At 68.0% G+C, this 17,000-nt stretch carries 16 protein-coding genes and 1 pseudogene; 4 read left to right on the forward strand and 13 right to left on the reverse strand.

The window, feature by feature from the left end; translation table 11 throughout:
- Positions 1 to 280 precede the first annotated feature (280 nt).
- Together AC1WTP_RS29770 and AC1WTP_RS29775 are read right to left on the reverse strand one after the other, a co-directional pair.
- On the reverse strand, positions 281 to 1,618 hold the full coding sequence (locus AC1WTP_RS29770; protein ID WP_481652565.1) for a hypothetical protein: 1,338 nt from the start codon (positions 1,616 to 1,618) through the stop codon (positions 281 to 283).
- A gap of 117 nt (positions 1,619 to 1,735) precedes the next feature.
- A pseudogene (locus AC1WTP_RS29775) lies at positions 1,736 to 3,000 on the reverse strand (IS110 family RNA-guided transposase).
- 473 nt (positions 3,001 to 3,473) lie between these two features.
- Here AC1WTP_RS29775 and AC1WTP_RS29780 point away from each other — a divergent pair.
- Positions 3,474 to 4,709 carry an IS110 family RNA-guided transposase gene (locus tag AC1WTP_RS29780; protein ID WP_481652566.1) on the forward strand — a complete coding sequence of 412 codons (1,236 nt, stop codon included), beginning with the start codon at positions 3,474 to 3,476 and terminating at the stop codon, positions 4,707 to 4,709.
- Between the two features lie 149 nt (positions 4,710 to 4,858).
- On the opposite strand, the gene AC1WTP_RS29785 is transcribed toward AC1WTP_RS29780, so the two are convergent.
- Positions 4,859 to 5,215 (reverse strand): VOC family protein, encoded by a 357-nt coding sequence (locus tag AC1WTP_RS29785; protein WP_481652567.1) that lies wholly within the window; start codon positions 5,213 to 5,215, stop codon positions 4,859 to 4,861.
- Positions 5,216 to 5,436: 221 nt separating this feature from the next.
- Between AC1WTP_RS29785 and AC1WTP_RS29790 the strand changes: the two genes are divergently transcribed.
- Positions 5,437 to 6,063, forward strand: coding sequence for a hypothetical protein (locus tag AC1WTP_RS29790; protein WP_481652568.1), 627 nt, complete (start codon positions 5,437 to 5,439; stop codon positions 6,061 to 6,063).
- A 196-nt stretch (positions 6,064 to 6,259) separates the two neighbouring features.
- Here AC1WTP_RS29790 and AC1WTP_RS29795 read toward each other — a convergent pair whose 3' ends face one another.
- The 5 genes from AC1WTP_RS29795 to AC1WTP_RS29815 form a co-directional block, all read right to left on the reverse strand.
- Complete coding sequence (locus tag AC1WTP_RS29795) at positions 6,260 to 7,489, reverse strand: RNA polymerase sigma factor (protein ID WP_481652569.1); 1,230 nt, start codon at positions 7,487 to 7,489, stop codon at positions 6,260 to 6,262.
- A complete protein-coding gene (locus tag AC1WTP_RS29800) occupies positions 7,486 to 7,809 on the reverse strand; it encodes a YciI family protein (RefSeq protein WP_121157025.1) in 324 nt (107 codons plus the stop codon). Before AC1WTP_RS29800 ends, AC1WTP_RS29795 begins: the two co-directional genes overlap by 4 nt.
- Before the next feature lie 53 nt (positions 7,810 to 7,862).
- Positions 7,863 to 8,474: a dihydrofolate reductase family protein gene (locus AC1WTP_RS29805; RefSeq protein WP_481652570.1), complete on the reverse strand. Its 612-nt coding sequence runs from the start codon at positions 8,472 to 8,474 to the stop codon at positions 7,863 to 7,865.
- A 555-nt stretch (positions 8,475 to 9,029) separates the two neighbouring features.
- Complete coding sequence (locus AC1WTP_RS29810) at positions 9,030 to 9,974, reverse strand: hypothetical protein (RefSeq protein ID WP_481652571.1); 945 nt, start codon at positions 9,972 to 9,974, stop codon at positions 9,030 to 9,032.
- Positions 9,975 to 10,067: 93 nt separating this feature from the next.
- Complete coding sequence (locus AC1WTP_RS29815) at positions 10,068 to 11,231, reverse strand: IS110 family RNA-guided transposase (protein WP_481652572.1); 1,164 nt, start codon at positions 11,229 to 11,231, stop codon at positions 10,068 to 10,070.
- A gap of 331 nt (positions 11,232 to 11,562) precedes the next feature.
- Between AC1WTP_RS29815 and AC1WTP_RS29820 the strand changes: the two genes are divergently transcribed.
- Both AC1WTP_RS29820 and AC1WTP_RS29825 read left to right on the forward strand, forming a co-directional pair.
- Positions 11,563 to 12,357 (forward strand): HEAT repeat domain-containing protein, encoded by a 795-nt coding sequence (locus AC1WTP_RS29820; RefSeq protein ID WP_481652573.1) that lies wholly within the window; start codon positions 11,563 to 11,565, stop codon positions 12,355 to 12,357.
- A 187-nt stretch (positions 12,358 to 12,544) separates the two neighbouring features.
- Entirely contained in the window at positions 12,545 to 13,162 is a 618-nt protein-coding gene (locus AC1WTP_RS29825; protein WP_481652574.1) for a hypothetical protein, read from the forward strand.
- A gap of 211 nt (positions 13,163 to 13,373) precedes the next feature.
- Here the strand turns inward: AC1WTP_RS29825 and AC1WTP_RS29830 are convergent, their stop codons facing one another.
- The 5 genes from AC1WTP_RS29830 to AC1WTP_RS29850 form a co-directional block, all read right to left on the reverse strand.
- Positions 13,374 to 14,036 (reverse strand): hypothetical protein, encoded by a 663-nt coding sequence (locus AC1WTP_RS29830; protein ID WP_481652575.1) that lies wholly within the window; start codon positions 14,034 to 14,036, stop codon positions 13,374 to 13,376.
- The gene (locus tag AC1WTP_RS29835) at positions 13,985 to 15,070 is read right to left on the reverse strand and encodes a transposase (protein ID WP_481652576.1); all 1,086 of its coding nucleotides are present in this window, start codon (positions 15,068 to 15,070) and stop codon (positions 13,985 to 13,987) included. Before AC1WTP_RS29835 ends, AC1WTP_RS29830 begins: the two co-directional genes overlap by 52 nt.
- On the reverse strand, positions 14,998 to 15,198 hold the full coding sequence (locus tag AC1WTP_RS29840; protein WP_481652578.1) for a hypothetical protein: 201 nt from the start codon (positions 15,196 to 15,198) through the stop codon (positions 14,998 to 15,000). Before AC1WTP_RS29840 ends, AC1WTP_RS29835 begins: the two co-directional genes overlap by 73 nt.
- 217 nt (positions 15,199 to 15,415) lie before the next feature.
- On the reverse strand, positions 15,416 to 15,937 hold the full coding sequence (locus AC1WTP_RS29845; RefSeq protein ID WP_481652577.1) for a hypothetical protein: 522 nt from the start codon (positions 15,935 to 15,937) through the stop codon (positions 15,416 to 15,418).
- Between the two features lie 54 nt (positions 15,938 to 15,991).
- Positions 15,992 to 16,417, reverse strand: a complete 426-nt coding sequence (locus tag AC1WTP_RS29850) for a hypothetical protein (protein WP_130336310.1) — start codon at positions 16,415 to 16,417, stop codon at positions 15,992 to 15,994.
- Positions 16,418 to 17,000: the final 583 nt, after the last annotated feature.

The raw sequence follows: 17,000 nt of genomic DNA on the forward strand, positions 1-17,000 counted from the left end.
TGCTGCAGCGTGCGCCTACGGGACTGGTGAGTCGAGCCGCATCGTACGGATCGACGGCAAGCGGTTGATCGAGTTGCTGGCGCGGTCAGAGTGCCCCAAGCCGCACCGCCGGCTCTGAGGAGCGGGACGTCCGCTCTTACCGCTGGTCACGCTCACCGCCACCGGCACCTGGCGCTACCGCAGGTCGGGCTGACCGCCCGTACGCTACTCGGCGCCGCGCTGTTCTCCCTCGCGCTCGCCGTGCTGGTGACGATCCTCGCCGTTCGGCTGACCGGCCGGGTCAATCCTCGAAGATCCGCCAGCAGGCGTCCCGTGCCGCGGTCAACTGCTCCGGCTCGAGGCCGGCAAAAAGCCACACGTACCGGTCCGCCGGGGGTCGTACCGCGCTGCCGGGGACACCGGAGAGCGCCTCGGCCACCATCGGCCCGCCCTTGACCAGCGCCAGGCCGGTTTCCAGGACCGGTATGAGCTTCGGCGCCACCACACCCGGTGCGCGTTCGCGGATATCCGCGGCGTAGAGGTGGCCGTCCTCGTCGGGGACCAGGTTCAGGCCGACTGAGCGGGGACGCCGCCCGACGGCCACCAGGTTGGCGACCATCGTCAGGCAGGTGTGCCGCACCATGGTCAGCTGCCCGGGGTCGAGCCGACCGAGGACCGGCGCGAACCGGGCCGCGATTATGGCCGGTGCCGGGCGCCGGTCGGCCGGGTCCGGCCGGGCGCTGACCAGTTGCTCGAGTGCGTGGCCGGCGGTGGCGATGGCGGCCACCGCCTCGTAGCCGGGAACGAGCTCGGAAGGCAGCAGGAACTCTGCCACCTCCCGGACGGCGACCGGCCCGGACGGGTCCGGCCGGGTGTCCGGTGCCTCATCCGGCTCCACGGCGACGGCCGGCGGCTCGGCCTGCGGCTGCCAGACGACGCTGACGTACCAGTACAGCGGCGAGTGGGTCGACCGCGCCTCGGACTGGTACAGCGTCACGCTTCCCCCGGCGCTGTCCCGCCACAGCGTGTACCGGACGGTGCCGTCGGCGGTGAGCGGCCGGGGGACGACACCGAACGTGCAGCCGTAGGCGCGCAGCCGATCGAGGTATCCGGTGAACGGGCCGGTCGACCGGCGCCACGCCGCGTGTTCACCCGTACCGTCCCGGGAACGCCCGGCCTGGACGAGGGTGGCCTCCTCCGGCACCGGGAAACCGTCGGGGAAGCCGGGTGGCAGCCCGCGCGCGTCCAGTTCGGACAGCGGTTCCATGTCCGTGAACCGGGCGGCCCTCGGGTCGTATTCGAACGGATCCTCCGGCTGCCGCTTGGGTTCCAGTTTTCCGTCGACCCCGGCGGCGGCCAACGCGTCGAGGATGATCCGGACGATCAGGGCGGCGTACCGGATCTCGTCTTTCATGTCCAAGTGCAGGACGGGTACGCCATCGTCGTCGAGCACCTCGCACCAGTTTGGCAGGCTCCACTCCGGCTCGTCCGGGTGGCGAATCTGGGAGATCTCCGCCGCCGCGGCCTGCAGCGCGGCACGGGCCCCGACCGGGTCGGTCGCGTCGTAGACGGCGAGCGCGACTCCGGAGGAGTTCTCTGCGACGTAGACGACGAGCGCTGGTTCATCGGGATGCGGCACGCCGAGGATGCTGCCACATACGCACGCATCTAATCCGAAAATTGGTGTCCGACCGCAGGCGGCATCAGCCCATGGCACCTCGACCGGACTGTGGCCGTGACGTTGTGGGGTGTTGGGTCAGGCTGCCGATTGGAGGATGACTGTGTAGCCGAGGGCTTCGAGCTGGCGGACGTGACCTCGTTTGCGGCGTTCGGGGTCGATGCGGGTGGTGTAGAAGTCGGCGCCGAGGTCGTGGAAGCGGGCGTCGTCGTCTGAGAGCAGGTGCCAGATGATGACCAGGAGGGATCGGCCGATAGCGACGACGGCCTTCTTGCGACCGCGGCGGCGGGCGATGCGTCGGTAGCGTTCCCCGAGGAAGGTGTCGGTCTTACCGGCGGCCACGGCGGCGTTACCCAGCACCCGGGCCAGGTAGGAGTTGCCGTGGCCGGTGGCGTTCTTACCCTTCTTCTTGCCCGCGGACTCCTTCACGCCGGGGGCGAATTTGGCCCAGGACACCAGATGCCCGGCCGTGGGGAAGCGGTGCATGTCCAGTCCGACCTCGGCGAGGATCACGTGCGCGGCGGCCGGGTTGATGCCGGGAATCTCATCCAGCTTCGCCACCGCCGCCATGAAAGGGGCCATCTGTTCCTCGATTTTGGCCTCCAGAGCGGCGATGTCGACGTTGATCGCGTCGACGCGCGCCAGCATCCGTTGCAGCAGGAACGCGTGGTGGTCGGTGAAGTAGCCGGTGAACGCCTCCTCCAGCAGGGCGATCTTCGCTCGCATGCTGCGCCGCGCCATCTGCGCCAGCACCTTCGGGTCACGTTGGCCGGCGACCAACGCGGCCAGCATGTCCCGGCCGGATACCCCGAAGATGTCCGAGGCGACCACGCTGAGTTTGATCTGCGCGTCTTCGAGGAGCTTCTCCACCCGCTGTTTCTCCGCGGTGCGCACCGCCACCAGGTCGGCCCGGTATCGGGTCAGATCCCGTAGCTTGCGGATCGGTGGCGGTGGGACGAAGCTGGGGCGGATCATCTGCCGCTCGGTGACCTTGCACAACCACACCGCGTCGAGTTTGTCGGTCTTCGGCCGGCCCGGTAGGTGTTTGACGTCCTTGGCGTTGACCAGCCAGGTGTCGAATCCGTGGGCCTCCAGCAGGTAAACACCGGCTTCCAGTAGTCCGAGGTTGCCTCCATGACCACCCGGGTGACCCCGAGCGCGGCCAACCGCTCGGCCATGCCCAGCAGCGAACGGGTCATCGTGGCGTAGGTCGTCACCTCCTGCATCCGCCTACCTGACGGGCCCTGGCCGGGTACCCGCGCGCAGCACACCAACTCCGCCTTGCCGATGTCCAGCGCCGCGACCCGCTCGATGATCTCTTCGTTGTCCTGCGTCTCGGTCAGCACCACGCCCTCCTCGCACTCGCAGGGGAAAGGTGGCCGCTGCCCGCAGGAACCATAGGGACAGGTGGAGAAATCTAATCCTCGTGCTCGCAGCAACACTGAAGGGCCCGTGAGCTGGCTCCCCGCGCCCGGCTAATGGTCGACCTCGAAGACCAAGGTGAAGACGGCGTCAGCGAACAGCGACCACCCCCGATTTTCCGCCCGGAACGGGCGTCCCTCAAGGGAGACAGAGGCTAATGGGTTCTGTCAGCCTGCTGGTGCAGGATGGCTCCGGTAGCGGCTGGCGGGTCAGCACTCCACTCATCGGGCCTTCAAGGTCTTGCGGCAGACCGTGCGCCCGCTGGTCGTGAGGAGGCTGGACAGCTGATGGGATGACGTGCCCCGCTTCTGTGCGGTGAGCACTTGGCCATTAGATCGCTGGGGTCTCTTCCACGCTGCCGTGACCGACATGGTTTGTCGAGGAAGAGGGCGAGATGCTGTTCCTGGGAGACGATTGGGCCGAGGACCATCACGACGTGGAGCTCGTTGACGATCGAGGGTCGAAGCTGGCCCGCAAGCGGCTACCCGAGGGACTTGAGGGTGTTACCCGGTTGCATGCGCTGATCGCCGAGCACATGCCGAGCGAGTGGGCCGAGCTCGAATCAACCGAGGCCGCAACGAAGGTGCGGATCGGTATCGAGACCGACCGCGGCCCGTGGGTGCAGGCGCTGATCGCGGCCGGCTATCAGGTGTATGCGATCAACCCGATGTCGGTGGCTCGTTACCGGGAACGGCATTCCACCTCGGGGGCGAAGTCCGACGCCGGCGACGCGCACGTGCTGGCCGAGATCGTGCGTCTCGACCATGCCCATCACCGTCCGGTCGCCGGGGACAGCGACCAGGCCGAAGCGATGAAACTCGTCGCTCGCACTCACCAGACGCTGATCTGGGACCGGTCGCGGCAGATGCTGCGGCTGCGCAGCGCGCTGCGCGAGTTCTTCCCCGCGGCGTTGAACGCCTTCGACGACCTGACCGCGCCGGACACGCTGGAACTACTCGGCCGGGCACCGGACCCTGCCCGCGCCGCCCGGCTGTCGCGGTCGCAGATCGCTGCGGCGCTGCGCCGGGCGAACCGCCGCGACATCGACGCCAAAGCCGCGAACCTGCAGCAACAGCTGCGCGCAGGGCAGCTGCGCCAGCCAGACGCCGTCCAAGCCGCTTATGCGGCCATCGTGACCACCCAGGTCCGGCTGATCGCGGCGCTCAACGCCGAGGTCGAGCAGCTCGGGCAGGTGGTGGCCGACCATTTTGGCCGGCACCGGGACGCTGACTACTACCTGAGCCAGCCCGGCCTCGGGGTGGTCCTCGGCGCCCGGATCCTCGCCGAGTTCGGCGACGACCCGCACCGCTTCACCGACGCGAAAGCCCGCAAGAACTACGCCGGCACGTCCCCGATCACCCGGGCCTCCGGCACCCGCACAGTCGTGCTGGCCCGCTACGCGCGCAACCGAAGACTGAGCGACGCCCTGCACCAGTGGGCGTTCTGCTCGCTGAAAGGTTCACCCGGCGCCCGCACCTACTACGACAGCCTGCGCGCCCGCGGCACCGGTCACCAAGCCGCCCTGCGCCAACTCGGCAACCGCTTCGTCGGCATCCTGCACGGCTGCCTCAAGACCGGCACCCCCTACAACGAGGCAACCGCCTGGGCCCATTTGCAGGCCACCTCTTGACATCGAAAAACATGGGATGTCTGCCGCCGACCGTGCGCTACGCAGCGTCACGGCAAGCGGATCGATCCGGCGTCCGGTCGTGCCGATGAGCGCGAACACCACGCCCGAGCCGTCCAGGGCTTCTTGTGATTGAGGATCGCCCGTCCGGATCAGTTCACGCAGAGGCAGAAAGGGTGACCTTCCGGGTCGAGGAAGACCCGGAAGGACGTACCGGGCTGGTGCGGGTGTTTGGTTGCGCCGAGATCGAGCACTGCCGCCTCGGCGGCATCGAGGTCGTCAACGATCACATCGAGGTGCATCTGCTGGGGCGGCTCCTGGGTTGGCCACACCGGCGGCGTGTACCCATCCACCTGCTGAAAGGAGATGCACTGACCGTACTCCGCGCGGACCTCAGCCCAGTCGGAGGAGACGTCGACCTTCCAATCCAACATCGCGCCGTAGAACCTTGCGAGCGCACCAGGATCGGGACAGTCGATGACGATGCTGGGGAAGCGAGCGATGGCCATGCCGGCCATGGTACGGGCGGTTGCGGACGATCTACGTCCGGATTGCGTCGGCGACGTGCGGCGGTGCGGCTCGCCGAGACGTCCGCTCATACCGCAGGTCGCGCGCCACTGTGTCTGAGGTCGTCACGTCTGTACCTCTGCTCGCTGCTTGACCGCTGCCATGGGTGTTATGCCTGCAGAGAGAAGTGCTTTCAATCTTCGGGGTGTGCCAAGCTTCGCGGGTGATCTTCTCTTCGGAACTTCTGGATTCCGCGGCGGCCGATCCAGCTTCTCCGGCCTGGAGTCTGATCTGGCACGAGTCGTGTCACCAGGGAACGTTTGACCCTGCCAGCGCAGCGTTGCTGCCCTGGCTGGCGCGAACCTGCGCCAGCTTCGCGCCGGAGAGGCGGGACGGGGTGGTGGCGCTCGCCGGCTTCATCGCGGTGGATGCCACCGACGCGGACCGCGTCGCGTACAGCCAAGAGATCGCTACGTTGCGTAGGCGCGCGGTCGAGTGCCTGCCGGGCGCGTCCACCGACAGAGACTTCGTGTTACTGCAACAGGCTGTGCTCGGCTTCGACGGCGACGCGATCTGGGGCAAAGAACTCGACCTCGTCATCGACGGAGAAGTCGACGTGCAATGTCCCGAATGTGAGGACGAACTGTGGCTGGACCTGGTAGCCGAGGACTCCCCAATCGAGCCGTGGCTTACCTCCGATCTTGCCGTTCGCATCCATGCTGAGGCCGTCGAGGCGGGCCGGAACTCGCTGGCGACTGCCTTCACGTACCTCTTCGGCCGGGTCCACTGCCCGAACTGCCGTACGCGATTCGATCTGGCTGACCAGGTAGGCCGTGTTTCATGGGGGTGAAGTGGGCATCCGCATCTGCCGCGATCCGCGCGCTACCCAGCGTCACGCCGAGCCGGCCCGGTTGCCGTCCGGACGTGCCGATGACAGTGCAGTGCCGACCGTAGAAGCTGACGATCTCAGGCGGGTATCGGGCCGATCTGATTGCGTCGGGGCCGGCCGCCGCTGCGCGCGGGGTTTCGATCGGGATTCGTGGGCGCTACCGCAGTTGGTCGCGGCGGCGGGTCAGGTTGGCGGTCTGGGCGGTGTTGCCGGCCAACTCGATGGCTTTGTCGTAGGCCGCGCGTGACTGCTGACTTTGGCCCAGCCGGCGCAGCAGGTCGGCGCGGGTGGCGTGGTAGGCGTGATAGCCGGCCAGCTTGTCCTCAAGACGGTCGACGGCCGCCAGCGCCACCTCCGGTCCGTCGAGCTCGGCGACCGCGATGGCCCGGTTGAGGGCGACGATCGGGGAGGGGTCGAGGTGGACGAGTTGGTCGTAGAGGGCGACGACCTGCGACCAGTCGGTGTCGCGGATGTCGCGGGCGGAGGTGTGCACGGCGTTGATCGCGGCGAGGATCTGGTAGCGGCCCGGAGCCACCCCGGCAGCGGCGAGGCGCTCGCGCACGAGCCGGTGACCTTCGGCGATCAGCGCCTTGTCCCAGGCCCCACGGTCCTGCTCGCCGAGGGTGACCAGTTCGCCGCTGGCCGAAACCCGAGCGGTGCGGCGGGCCTCGGTGAGCAGCATCAGCGCCAGCAGCCCGGCCACCTCACCGTCCTCCGGCAGCAGAGCGCGGATCAGGCGGGTGAGCCGGATCGCCTCGGCGGTCAGGTCGTGACGTACGGGATCGGTGTCGGGGCCGGTCGCCAGGTAGCCCTCGTTGAAGACGAGATACAGCACGGCGAGTACGCCGGAGACGCGTGCCGGGAGATCCTCGGCGGCCGGCACGCGATAGGGGATCCGAGCCGCCTTGATCTTGGCCTTCGCGCGGGTGATCCGCTGCTCCAAGGTGGTCTCCCGCACCAGGAAGGCGCGGGCGATCTCGGGCACGGTCAGCCCGCCGAGCATGCGCAGCGTCAGCGCCACGCGGGCTTCCATCGCCAGCGCCGGGTGACAGCAGGTGAAGATCAGCCGCAGCCGGTCGTCGTCGATGGCGCCGAGAGGCTCGGGTGGGGTGTTGTCGTACACCATCTGAGCCTCCTTGTGCTTGTCGTCGCGCTTGTTCTCGCGCCGGATCCGGTCGATGACCTTGCGAACGGCGGTGGTGGTCAGCCAGGCGCCGGGGTTGGGGGGTACGCCGTCGGCCGGCCACCGCTCCACGGCGGTCGTGAACGCCTCGGCCGCTGCCTCCTCGGCGATGTCGAGGTCACCGAAACGCCGGGTCAGCGAGGCGACCACCCGGGCCCACTCGTCGTGGTGGGCCCGGGTGACCGCCTCCTCGACGTCGCTCACTGGAACGGCCGCACCTCGATCTTCCGATCGCAGACCTTCGACGCCTCGGCGGCGAGCTTGAGCGCCACATCCAGATCGGGGACCTCCCACACCCAGACGCCGGCGAGGTACTCCTTCGACTCCACGAAAGGCCCGTCGCTGAACACCGCCTGCTCGCCCCGGTTGTCGATGACGGTGGCCGCGTCGGTGTCCGCGAGTCCGCCCGCGAAAACCCAGTAGCCCTCGGCGATCAGTCGTTCGTTGAACGCGCTGATGGCAGGCTGCCTGTCCGTGCTGCCGGGATTGCTCTTGTCATCGATCACGGAAACCAGGTACTGCATCTGAAGATCATCTCCTCTGGTGTCAAGACAGCGTGGTTCGGTGGTCAGGGACTTCAGGCCGTCGCATACCGCGGGCGCCCGGCCGGCCGGTAGACCTGGATCGTCACGCCCTTCGAGTCGACCCGCGACTCGACCAGGTCGAGCGCAAGATCCGGACCGGTCTCCGGGAACAGTCTCGCGCCCTGGCCGAGGATCACCGGGATCACGATCAGAATCATCTCGTCGACCAGATCGTTCTCCAGCAGCCACCGGGTCAGGGCGCCACTGCCGTGCACCTGCAGCTCACCCCCGGGCTTGGCCTTCAGCTCACTGATGGCCGCCGCGAGGTCACCGCGGAGAACGGTCGTGTCCTCCCAACGCGGCGCGGTGAGCGTGGTCGAGGCAACGTACTTGGGGGCCTCGTTCAAGGCCACGCCGATGGGATGTGCGCGCATCTGGTCGATTGATCCCCAGGAGCCGGCGAACAACTCGTAGGTGCGCCGGCCGAACAGGAACGCCTCGGCGCGCTGGTAGGTCTGCGTGATGAACGTCCTGGTCTCGTCGTCACCCGCCCCCAGGGCCCATCCGCCGCGCTCGAATCCGTTCCTGCGGTCCTCATCCGACGCACCGCCGTTTCCCTGCATCACTCCATCGAGGGTGACCTGGGTCATGGTCGTCAGCTTCATGATCGCGGTTCCTTTGCCTTGGCGCCGCCCCTTGTGGGCGGCCTCACCCCTGCTACGAACACCACCGCCCCGATCCGACACCCCCTCCCGGACTTCTTTGAAGAACTTTCCGGGACGCCGGTCGTCATCGCTCCGACAACACGACAGTTTCGCAGCGACTGCGCTCCGCCTCCTCAAGCACGCCCAGCGCGGACAAGCTCCTGGACCAGATCGACCGATCACGAAGATTCTGACTAGTCGTCCGCACATCAGCGTAAGTCGTTTTGTGTCAAGCTTTTGGTCGGTGCCTCGGCCGTCGTCTGTCCCTGCATAGCGGTGACGGGGTTGGTTCCCAGCAACGTGTAATCGGGTTGATGAGGCGACGGACCGGGGCTGCCCATGATGTGCGTCGAGATCACGTTGTGTCTCAATGCCGCGCAGGGCTCGCCCCGACCGTCAGCTTGAACGCCGCAAGGCAGAGTCAGGCGGCCAGAGCCATCTGCCGGCGGCCGTTGGCACCCGGCCCCACCTGCAAGATTGAGTGTCCACATCTGGCCGGTGAGCGAGCGGTACAACCTACTTGTGCCGCTCGGCGAGCGCGGTCAGCCGTTCGGTCGCCAGGCAGGAGACCAGGCAGCGTTCCTTCGTGTCACCGAGAAGCTGCGCGGTCCAGGTGGTCAGCCCGCCGTCGCCGAGGTCGACGGTCCGGCCGTCGACGTCGGCCCGCAGCCCGATGGCGGCGCCGGTGTAGTAACCGGCCCCATGGCGGCGCTTGGGGTCCTCGACAACCGGAACAGGCGGCGCGCCGGCCAACGCCGGGTGGATCGTGTCGTGGAGGCGTTCGGTGAGGACCGGTTGCTCGAACGTGGTGACCGTGATCCGGGTGGCGGTCGTGGGCAGTAGCTCGGAAAGTACCCGCTGCCAGAAGCCGATGTGCTCGATGAGCAGCTGCGCTTCGGTGGATCCCGAGCCGCGGTCGCGGGCGGTGGAGGCCAGGGCGAACAGCCGGAAGTGCGCTGCGTTGCCGGGGCCGAACCGCTGGGCTCGCAGCACGCGGTGGCACGCGGCGAGGTCAACCCTGCCGCCGACGCCCTGCTCGCGGCGGCGCACGGCCGCCTCGACCGCGAGGGCATTGGTCGGGTCGCTGAGCGCTTCACTGCCCCGCACCGTGCTCACCACGCGATGCTGGTCGACCGGGGCCAGCGCGGAACACGTTCCCAGCGGCGCCACAGGTGACAGTTCCACACCGGCGAACCGTTGGGGCAGCAACCGCCATAGCGTGGCTTCGAGCTGGGCCAGCAGCCGCGGATCGCATGCCGACGGGCGCACGAAGCGGTCCTGGCGCCAGCGCTGCAGGACCCGGGCCGGGGTGACCTTCCGCGCCCGGGCGCGCGCCACCGCCATCAGCAACGTCTGCAGATCAGTCGGCGCGAGGCCGTTCTCCAATGCCTGCCGCGTCCCTACGGGAACAACACCCGAGACCCGTCGTTCGGCCGCGACGCCGGACGGCTGAATATCCATCGAACCAGGTTGTCAGCATCCGTCCACGGTCGTCAGGCGATTTCCCACCCGACCGGCCGACCCACAGCCGTCCGCATCTGGCACCCCTCTGTGTCAAGTGATGATCAAGAGGGGTGTTCTAGGCTGGGGTTCGGCGGGTCCGGGAAGTGACTTTTCCGAAGTGTCGATCTCGGGGTTCAGATCGGCCGCGCTGGATTGCAGAGTCGCCCCCGCGTGTCCTCCCGGACCCGTCCTGACCAGCTTCGCGTCGGCGACCATCTGCCGATAGACGATGTCGGACAGGCGCCGCTTCAGTGCCCGTAGGGCCTCCATCGGGGTCTTGCCCTCGGCCAGTCTGCGCCGGTAGTAGCGGCGCCCTTCGGTGTCACGGCGCAGCTGGACGATGGCCATGATGTGCAGCGCCCGGTTGATGCGCCGGTTCCCGGCCCTGGAGAGCCGGTGCCGGTTCTGGTCACCGGACGAGGCGTCGATCAGTGCGGTGCCGTTCCAGGAGGCGAAGTGGGCGCGGCTGGGGAACCGGGCGATGTCTGCGATGTCGCCGAGCAGGCGGGCCGCGCCGGACGGTCCGATGCCGGTCAAATTCATCAGCCGGCTGCCGGTGCTGTTGACCAGGTCGGTGAGTTCCTGCTTTGCGATTTTGATCTTCTTGTCGATGACGACGAGTTCGCCGATCAGCTCGGAGGCCAGCCGGCGGCGGGTCTTGCCGACCACGTCACGCGGGCGCACGGTGCCCAGCAGGGCGCGGGCCTGCTGGGCGGACAGGTCCTTCTTCGCGCCGCCGGGCACCAACTCGAGTAGCAGGTGGTGCAGCCGGGAGACCACTTCGGTGCGGGCCCGGCCGAGCTGGTCACGGCGGTCGACCAGCAGCCGTAACGCGACCGTGGTGTCGTCGGTGACGACCTGCCGCAGACCTTCGGTGCGCAGGGCGACCACAGCGACGCTGCGGGCATCGACCGGGTCGGTCTTGCGGCCCTGGCCGGTGGCGAACACGCGGGCCCGGGCGGACAGCTTCGCGGGAACGTCCACGACGGTTTCGCCGTCGGAGACCAGGCGTTGCGCGACATGCCGCCCGATGCCGTTGCAGCCCTCGACCGCCCACAGGCGGTCTTTGTGCTTGCGTCCGGCGGCGAGCATGGCCTGGTAGCCGTCGCGGTCGGTGCCGAACCGGCCCTGCCCGACCGTCTTCTCCCGGGCGTTGATGATTTCGATGGTGGCGGAACGCTTGTGCGGGTCCACGCCGATGATGACCTGAGCCATCCTGTCCTCCCTCGATCCGACGGTGTTCGTCGACGGGAGGGCAGCGCTACCTTGAGCCGGGCAGTCCCCTCTTGAGCCTCTCTCCGCCGCGGTGACCGGCGGGGCGCACGCCAGATGAGAGCCACACCAAACAGCGGTGGGCAGCCGCGATGAGAGCGACCCCACCGGTCACCTCGACCAAGCCTGGCCGGGCTGCGGTCGTACCACCAGTCAACAGGTAGCCGCGATCCGCGCTATGCGGCGTCACGAAATGCTGACTCGGCCGGCATACGCACATGCCGAGATGAGTGCGTTGTTCGTCGCTCCGATCGTGTAGGGCGCCCGAGAACTCGTGACCATCATCAACCGCCTGCCGGCTACCATCCTGGCAATGGCGGAGTTCGTGCACATCACCGTGGCGCAGTCGGCTCGACGCATCGAGCGCTCGGGAATCGCCGCGCGTAGCCACGGGTGGGCCGGCGGACGGGGCGTGTTCTGCATGCCGGTGCTGCCGTCGTTCACTCTCACCTACCAGTGGGTTCGTGAGCTGCGGCGCTGGCACTCGGGCGTGCTGGTAGGGGTGCACCTGCGGCTGCCCGACGACGAGCCGGTGACCGTCGGGCGCTACGGGGCCCCACCGCGCGAGGCCACCGCTGCACGAGCGATCGCTGCGGTGCGTGAGCTCGACGATCCGCGCGGCTACGAGGTGTTCGTGCCCCGTGCGATCACGAGCGCCGAGGTACGACGGATTCGTGACGTTCCGCAGGGAGTCGGTTGGCGGTACCTGCCGGCAGCCCACGGCCGGCGGCCCTGCCCGTGTCCATCCTGTCTCCCGCGCGGGGGGTACAAGGTGGCCAAGTTGCGCCGCCGGTTCCCTTACGACGAGCCACCCAAGCCGAAGCTTGAGCTGATGATGCGGTTGCGGACGGCGAGCACCGCCGACGAGATCATCGACGTGCTCTGCGAGCTGGGCCAAGGCCGGCGCGGCGGCGCCGAGGAGTTGGCATACCTGGCCGATCATCCGGATCCGGACGTACGCGACACCCTGGAAAGCGTCCTGCGGGCTTACCGCGGTCGCGAAGCGCGGCGGCTACGCGAGCGGTTGCAGCTCAGCGATCCAACAGCGTCGGATGCGGACAACTGCTGATCGACACCATCGACTCGGCCGGGACCCGTCGTTGCCGACACTGCGGGCTCCTCGGCGTAGGTCGTAGGGATCTGCCGCGATCATGGCGCCGGCCCACCGGTCGCTGAACGACCGGATCTGCCGAGAACAGTGCATCGCGAGCCGGCAGGCGACACGGATTCAGATCCAAAGCGGCTACGCTGCGCTCATGGAGGCAGCCGACATCGAGCCGGGGGCCGTGTTCCGGTTCCCGCACGACGACAGACCGAACCGGGTGCTTCTTCGCGACAGCGATGTCGTCATGTATGACGCTTGGTGGCCACACCTCGAGGCATGGGGACTGGCAGACCTCGCAGCGATCAAGCGCCAGCGCATCAGCTACTACGTCACCACCGTGTCCACGTTGATAGAGAAGGCGACACATCTGCGAACGGCGCCCTTGACGGCCGACGAGCTGGCGGTGCACCGGCCTGACCTGCCGTTCGCTGCGGTGCAGGACCTGGCGATGACGTGGTCCTCGGGCGATGCCGGTCGGGTCACCGACGCCAGGGCAGAGCTGAGTGCGTCCCGGGTTTACTTGTTGCCGCTCGGACCCGGCGGAGGTACCAAGGCGGGGGTTCGAGTTGCCGCGGACGACGGCAATGCCTTCACCGTCGGGGAGCTGTTCCGCAAGGCCCAGGCCGTCCAAGCTCGGCACCTCGGTGAAGTGTTGCCAGGCGCGGGAGTCGGGATCTATCGGTCCGGGCTACAGCGAGGACTTCCTGCCTACTACCTGTGGGTAGCGGTGAGTCGACTTCATGAGCACCTCGCAGCACATCGGCGATAACGGCGCACGCTTCTGCCGCCGACCGTGCGCGCTGGGCCTTGAGGCGCCGTGACGCTCGGTCTTCAACAGCAGCTGGCGCGGCTGGGAATCATCCGAGTGCGGTCCTCACCGAGCGACCGGCGGCGGTCTTGCGGAACCCGCAGCATGGCGAGCTGTTCATCGTTGACCGACGCAACCCTGCCCTGCCCACGCGGACACCCCGGGCCCGCGCTCAGTCCACGTCGGCCGGGATCGGGTCGAACGACGTCCCGTCCGCCGGGCCCACCTCGTGCAACCGCCCGTCCCGCACCAGGTACACGAAATTGTGCCGGGTCCGCGCGGCGAAGTCGGCCCGCTGCTCGTCGGTCCAGTCGTCGCGGTGGGTGCGGGGGTACTCGGCGTGGTCCGGTTCGGTCAGCAGCCGGACCACGTAGACGGCGTTGGCGCGCACCTCGATACGCCAGCGGTCGTCGGGCCACTCGCCCTCGGCCTCGATGACGCCGTCGACGACGTGGTCGAAGGTGAACCTGTCCAGCGCGGGCGGATACACCCGGCCCGGCACCGGGTCGACCCGCTCGCGCACGACGGTGGCGTCCTGCTTCAGGAACGTGTGCACCAGGTACCCCATCCAGAATTCGGCATCGGAGAACTTCTCGCGCTCGTTCCAGGCGATCGCGGTGCCGTCGGCGGTCGGCGCCCACTTGCACCAGTACCCGGGCTTGCTCGGGTCCGGATCCCTGGCGTCCTCGATCTCGTCGCCGTAGCCGAGGGCGTAGGGGCCGGTGGACCGGGGTTCGTGCCTGGTCTCGGCGAACGCCAGCAGGTAGTCGATCTCGTGCTGGTTCAGCGGAGGAGTGATCGCCACCTGGCCGGTGAACGTGGTCTCGTAACCCACGGCGGTTCCCTTCCACGAAGCGTCGCATGTGTATACCAAAGCGTGGAAGGCGCTGATCCGGGCGTGCAGGAGTTCGGGAGTGGAGCTGACCGGCACGTTGGCGGAGACCCACTGGGAATCGCATCGACCTGCGATCTTCGGGGCGGCCTACCGGATCCTCGGTTCCGAGGCCCAGGCCTGCCTGTCGGCGGCGTGGCAGCGCAGGAGCCGAACGCAAGATCTGAAATCGGCGAAGGCATCCGCTTCTGCCGCCGTCCGTGCGCGCACACTGATCGCGAGTGGTCACGCTCGGTAGCTGGCCTTTGAGTCGAGCAGGCATCCTGATCTGCCGATGAGCGCGCACGGTCGTTGCAGGCGAACTCGGCGCCGTGTTTGCGGGCACGGCCGATGGCGCCTGGCTGCCTGGTCGGCTTGGGAAATCGTAGGACCCGGTCCGAGCGGATTCGGCCGACCAGGAGCACGGGCAGGTCGGACAGTACCCAGGCCAGCCGGGCGGTGTTGTAGCCGGTGTCGCAGAGGATCAGGATGTCGGGGTCGCCGGGCCAGTGCCCGGCGCGGATCAGCCGGTCGATCAGCTGACGAAGTTGGTCGGCGGTGACTGGGGTGGCGTCGTCGGCCGGGCCCAGCCGCACCGCGTCGAGCACCTGCGTCCACGACGTGCGGCCTGGTTCCAAGGCGGCGATGAACGAGTACGGCCAGCCGGGGATCATCTGCGCCTGACCCCTCGCGCGCCCGTACGTGTGGCAGAACAACCGGTCTGGGCTGGTGGACGCGTCCGGCGCAGCCAGTTGCTGACGTGAACGGCGAGCATGATCCGCCCGTCGGCGGCGCGGGGCAGCGCCAGCCCTGCGAGAGTCACCCGCAGCCGGGCGACGTCGATACCGCCGGCACCCAAGGGCGTCATACAGAGCACCGTGACCACGGCGGTGCTCGACGACCAACGACAAGTCGACCAGGCTGGTCACCGGCCCACCCGAGCACACAGCAGCGCATCGGTGAGCTCGAACAACGCGTCCGCCCGACGTGGCAGACACCGGTAGAAGTCCTGACGAAACGCCGACAAGCTCGCTGCTGGATCCTCAACCAACCCGACCGCTGACGGACCCGGCCCGGGCGTGTCGGGCAACACGAGGCTGCCCAGGTAGTCCAGAATCGTGGCCACGGCCACCACCTGTCCTGTTCTTCGTGTCCTTGCAGGGAACGCGAAGGATCATCAGGCGGTGGCCGCTTCACGTCTCCACGACACGCCGAGTCCACACAAGACCGCCTGCCGACCGAGACGACTGAGGTTAAAGATCGATCTCAGGTGTTCCCGCGGAACGGGTGAGGGGAATTGAAGCCCCGGACCACAAGGTAAGTGGCGGAATACTCTGGCGCCGTTACTGGCTGGCCGTGGCCCAGCTCATCATGAGGTCGAACTTCTGCTGCAGAGCATCGGCGTAGCCGGCGTTCGCCATGGCAACCAGGGTGTGCACGTACATTTCGAGGTCCCTGGGAGGGCCGAAGCCGATGATGACGGCCTGGCCGCTGTGGTAGGTCGGGCTGCCGTCGGGGGATCGGTAGATCGCCCAGTGTGCCCCGGGCACCGCCCGAATGAGGGCCTCGCCGAGGTAGTAGAGGATCGCGTCCATCAGCTCCAGCGACTCGTTGGGCCACCACTGCTCGGGGGTCCTGCCGAGCCGGCCGAACCAGACCGGCTTCGGTCCTGGTTCCGGCTGGTCACCGTCGCGGAGTCTGCGAAACCGCGGCGCCGCCCAAGCCCACAGCGGGACGAGGCTGTCGCGGGTGAAGTCGAGTTGCTCCGAGGCCGGTCCGCCCGTCTGCGCCGACTGCTCACGCAGCCACTGCAGCCTCGGCCCTGCAGCTTCCAGAAACTGCTGAAGATAGGCGTCGTCGTCCATCGCAGCCTCGACCGTCGCAGCGCGGTCGATCGCAGCGGCCTGCGGCGACCAGCCTCATTCCGGCCCGGACCCGGTGAGGAATTCGGCTATATCCGCCGGTTCCGCGTCTGTCAGGTCGTCACCCGCGTCGTCGACGAGGAGCCGAGCGCCACCAGCCCGGGCCAGGCCCAGCAGCGGGCGGGTCAGATCGGCCAGCTCCGACCGGTACTCGTCGATCCCCTCGTACCGATTTCGAAGGCGGGTGAAGCGGGTGTGCACCGCTCGCACTCCGTGGCTTCCGGCGTACAGGGTGGACGAAACATGGAACCACTCGGCGTCACGGCTGATGTCGACTTCGGGTTCGTCCGCGTCGGGCAGCGTGAAGTCGGGAAACACCGGCCGCAGCCAGCTCGCGACGAGATCGGGGCCCAGCTCGGCGCCGGGCCTGAAGGATCCCCGGCGTTCCTCGTCGGGGAAGCATACGGTCATCACGAGCGACACGGTGGTCCTTCCTTGAGCGTCGTCGCGCGGAGCCCGGTCCGCGGTACGGCATCGACAAAGCATCGGGCCGGTGACGTCCAGGGGCATCCGCATCTGCCGCGATGAGCTCGCTACGAAACGCTACGGCGAGTGGGGTTGCCCGGCTCCCCGACATGCCGATGAGCGTGCGGACTGTCCTGCATGTCGATGCACTGGCCTTAATGGAACCGATGCCACTTGACCTGGTGGCGCATCGGCCCGAGGCAGGTCGTCGAGGCTGGACGTCGACACTCACGCCACGCGAACGGTCGGCGACCCCCGGGCCGCCAATGAGCGTATCCCGGATGGCGGCCCTGTGCGGGAATGTTCACCGGACGGGTCATACGGGACATCCCCGCCGCGCTCAGGCCATCTGAGCTGTGGCGTCCCGTATGAGGTTCCTTGTTCGAGATGGCGCAGACCGGGCACCGCTAATGGACTGGACCTCAATTGCGGTTGAGGTTTTAGGGTGTGGGTCATGCCAACTGCTGAGACGGGAACGCGTCTATCCATGGGTCGCGATACTTTCGGCCGTCAGGGATTCGGCGCGATGAGGTTGCGCGAT

The organism is Micromonospora sp. R311 (assembly GCF_056780015.1).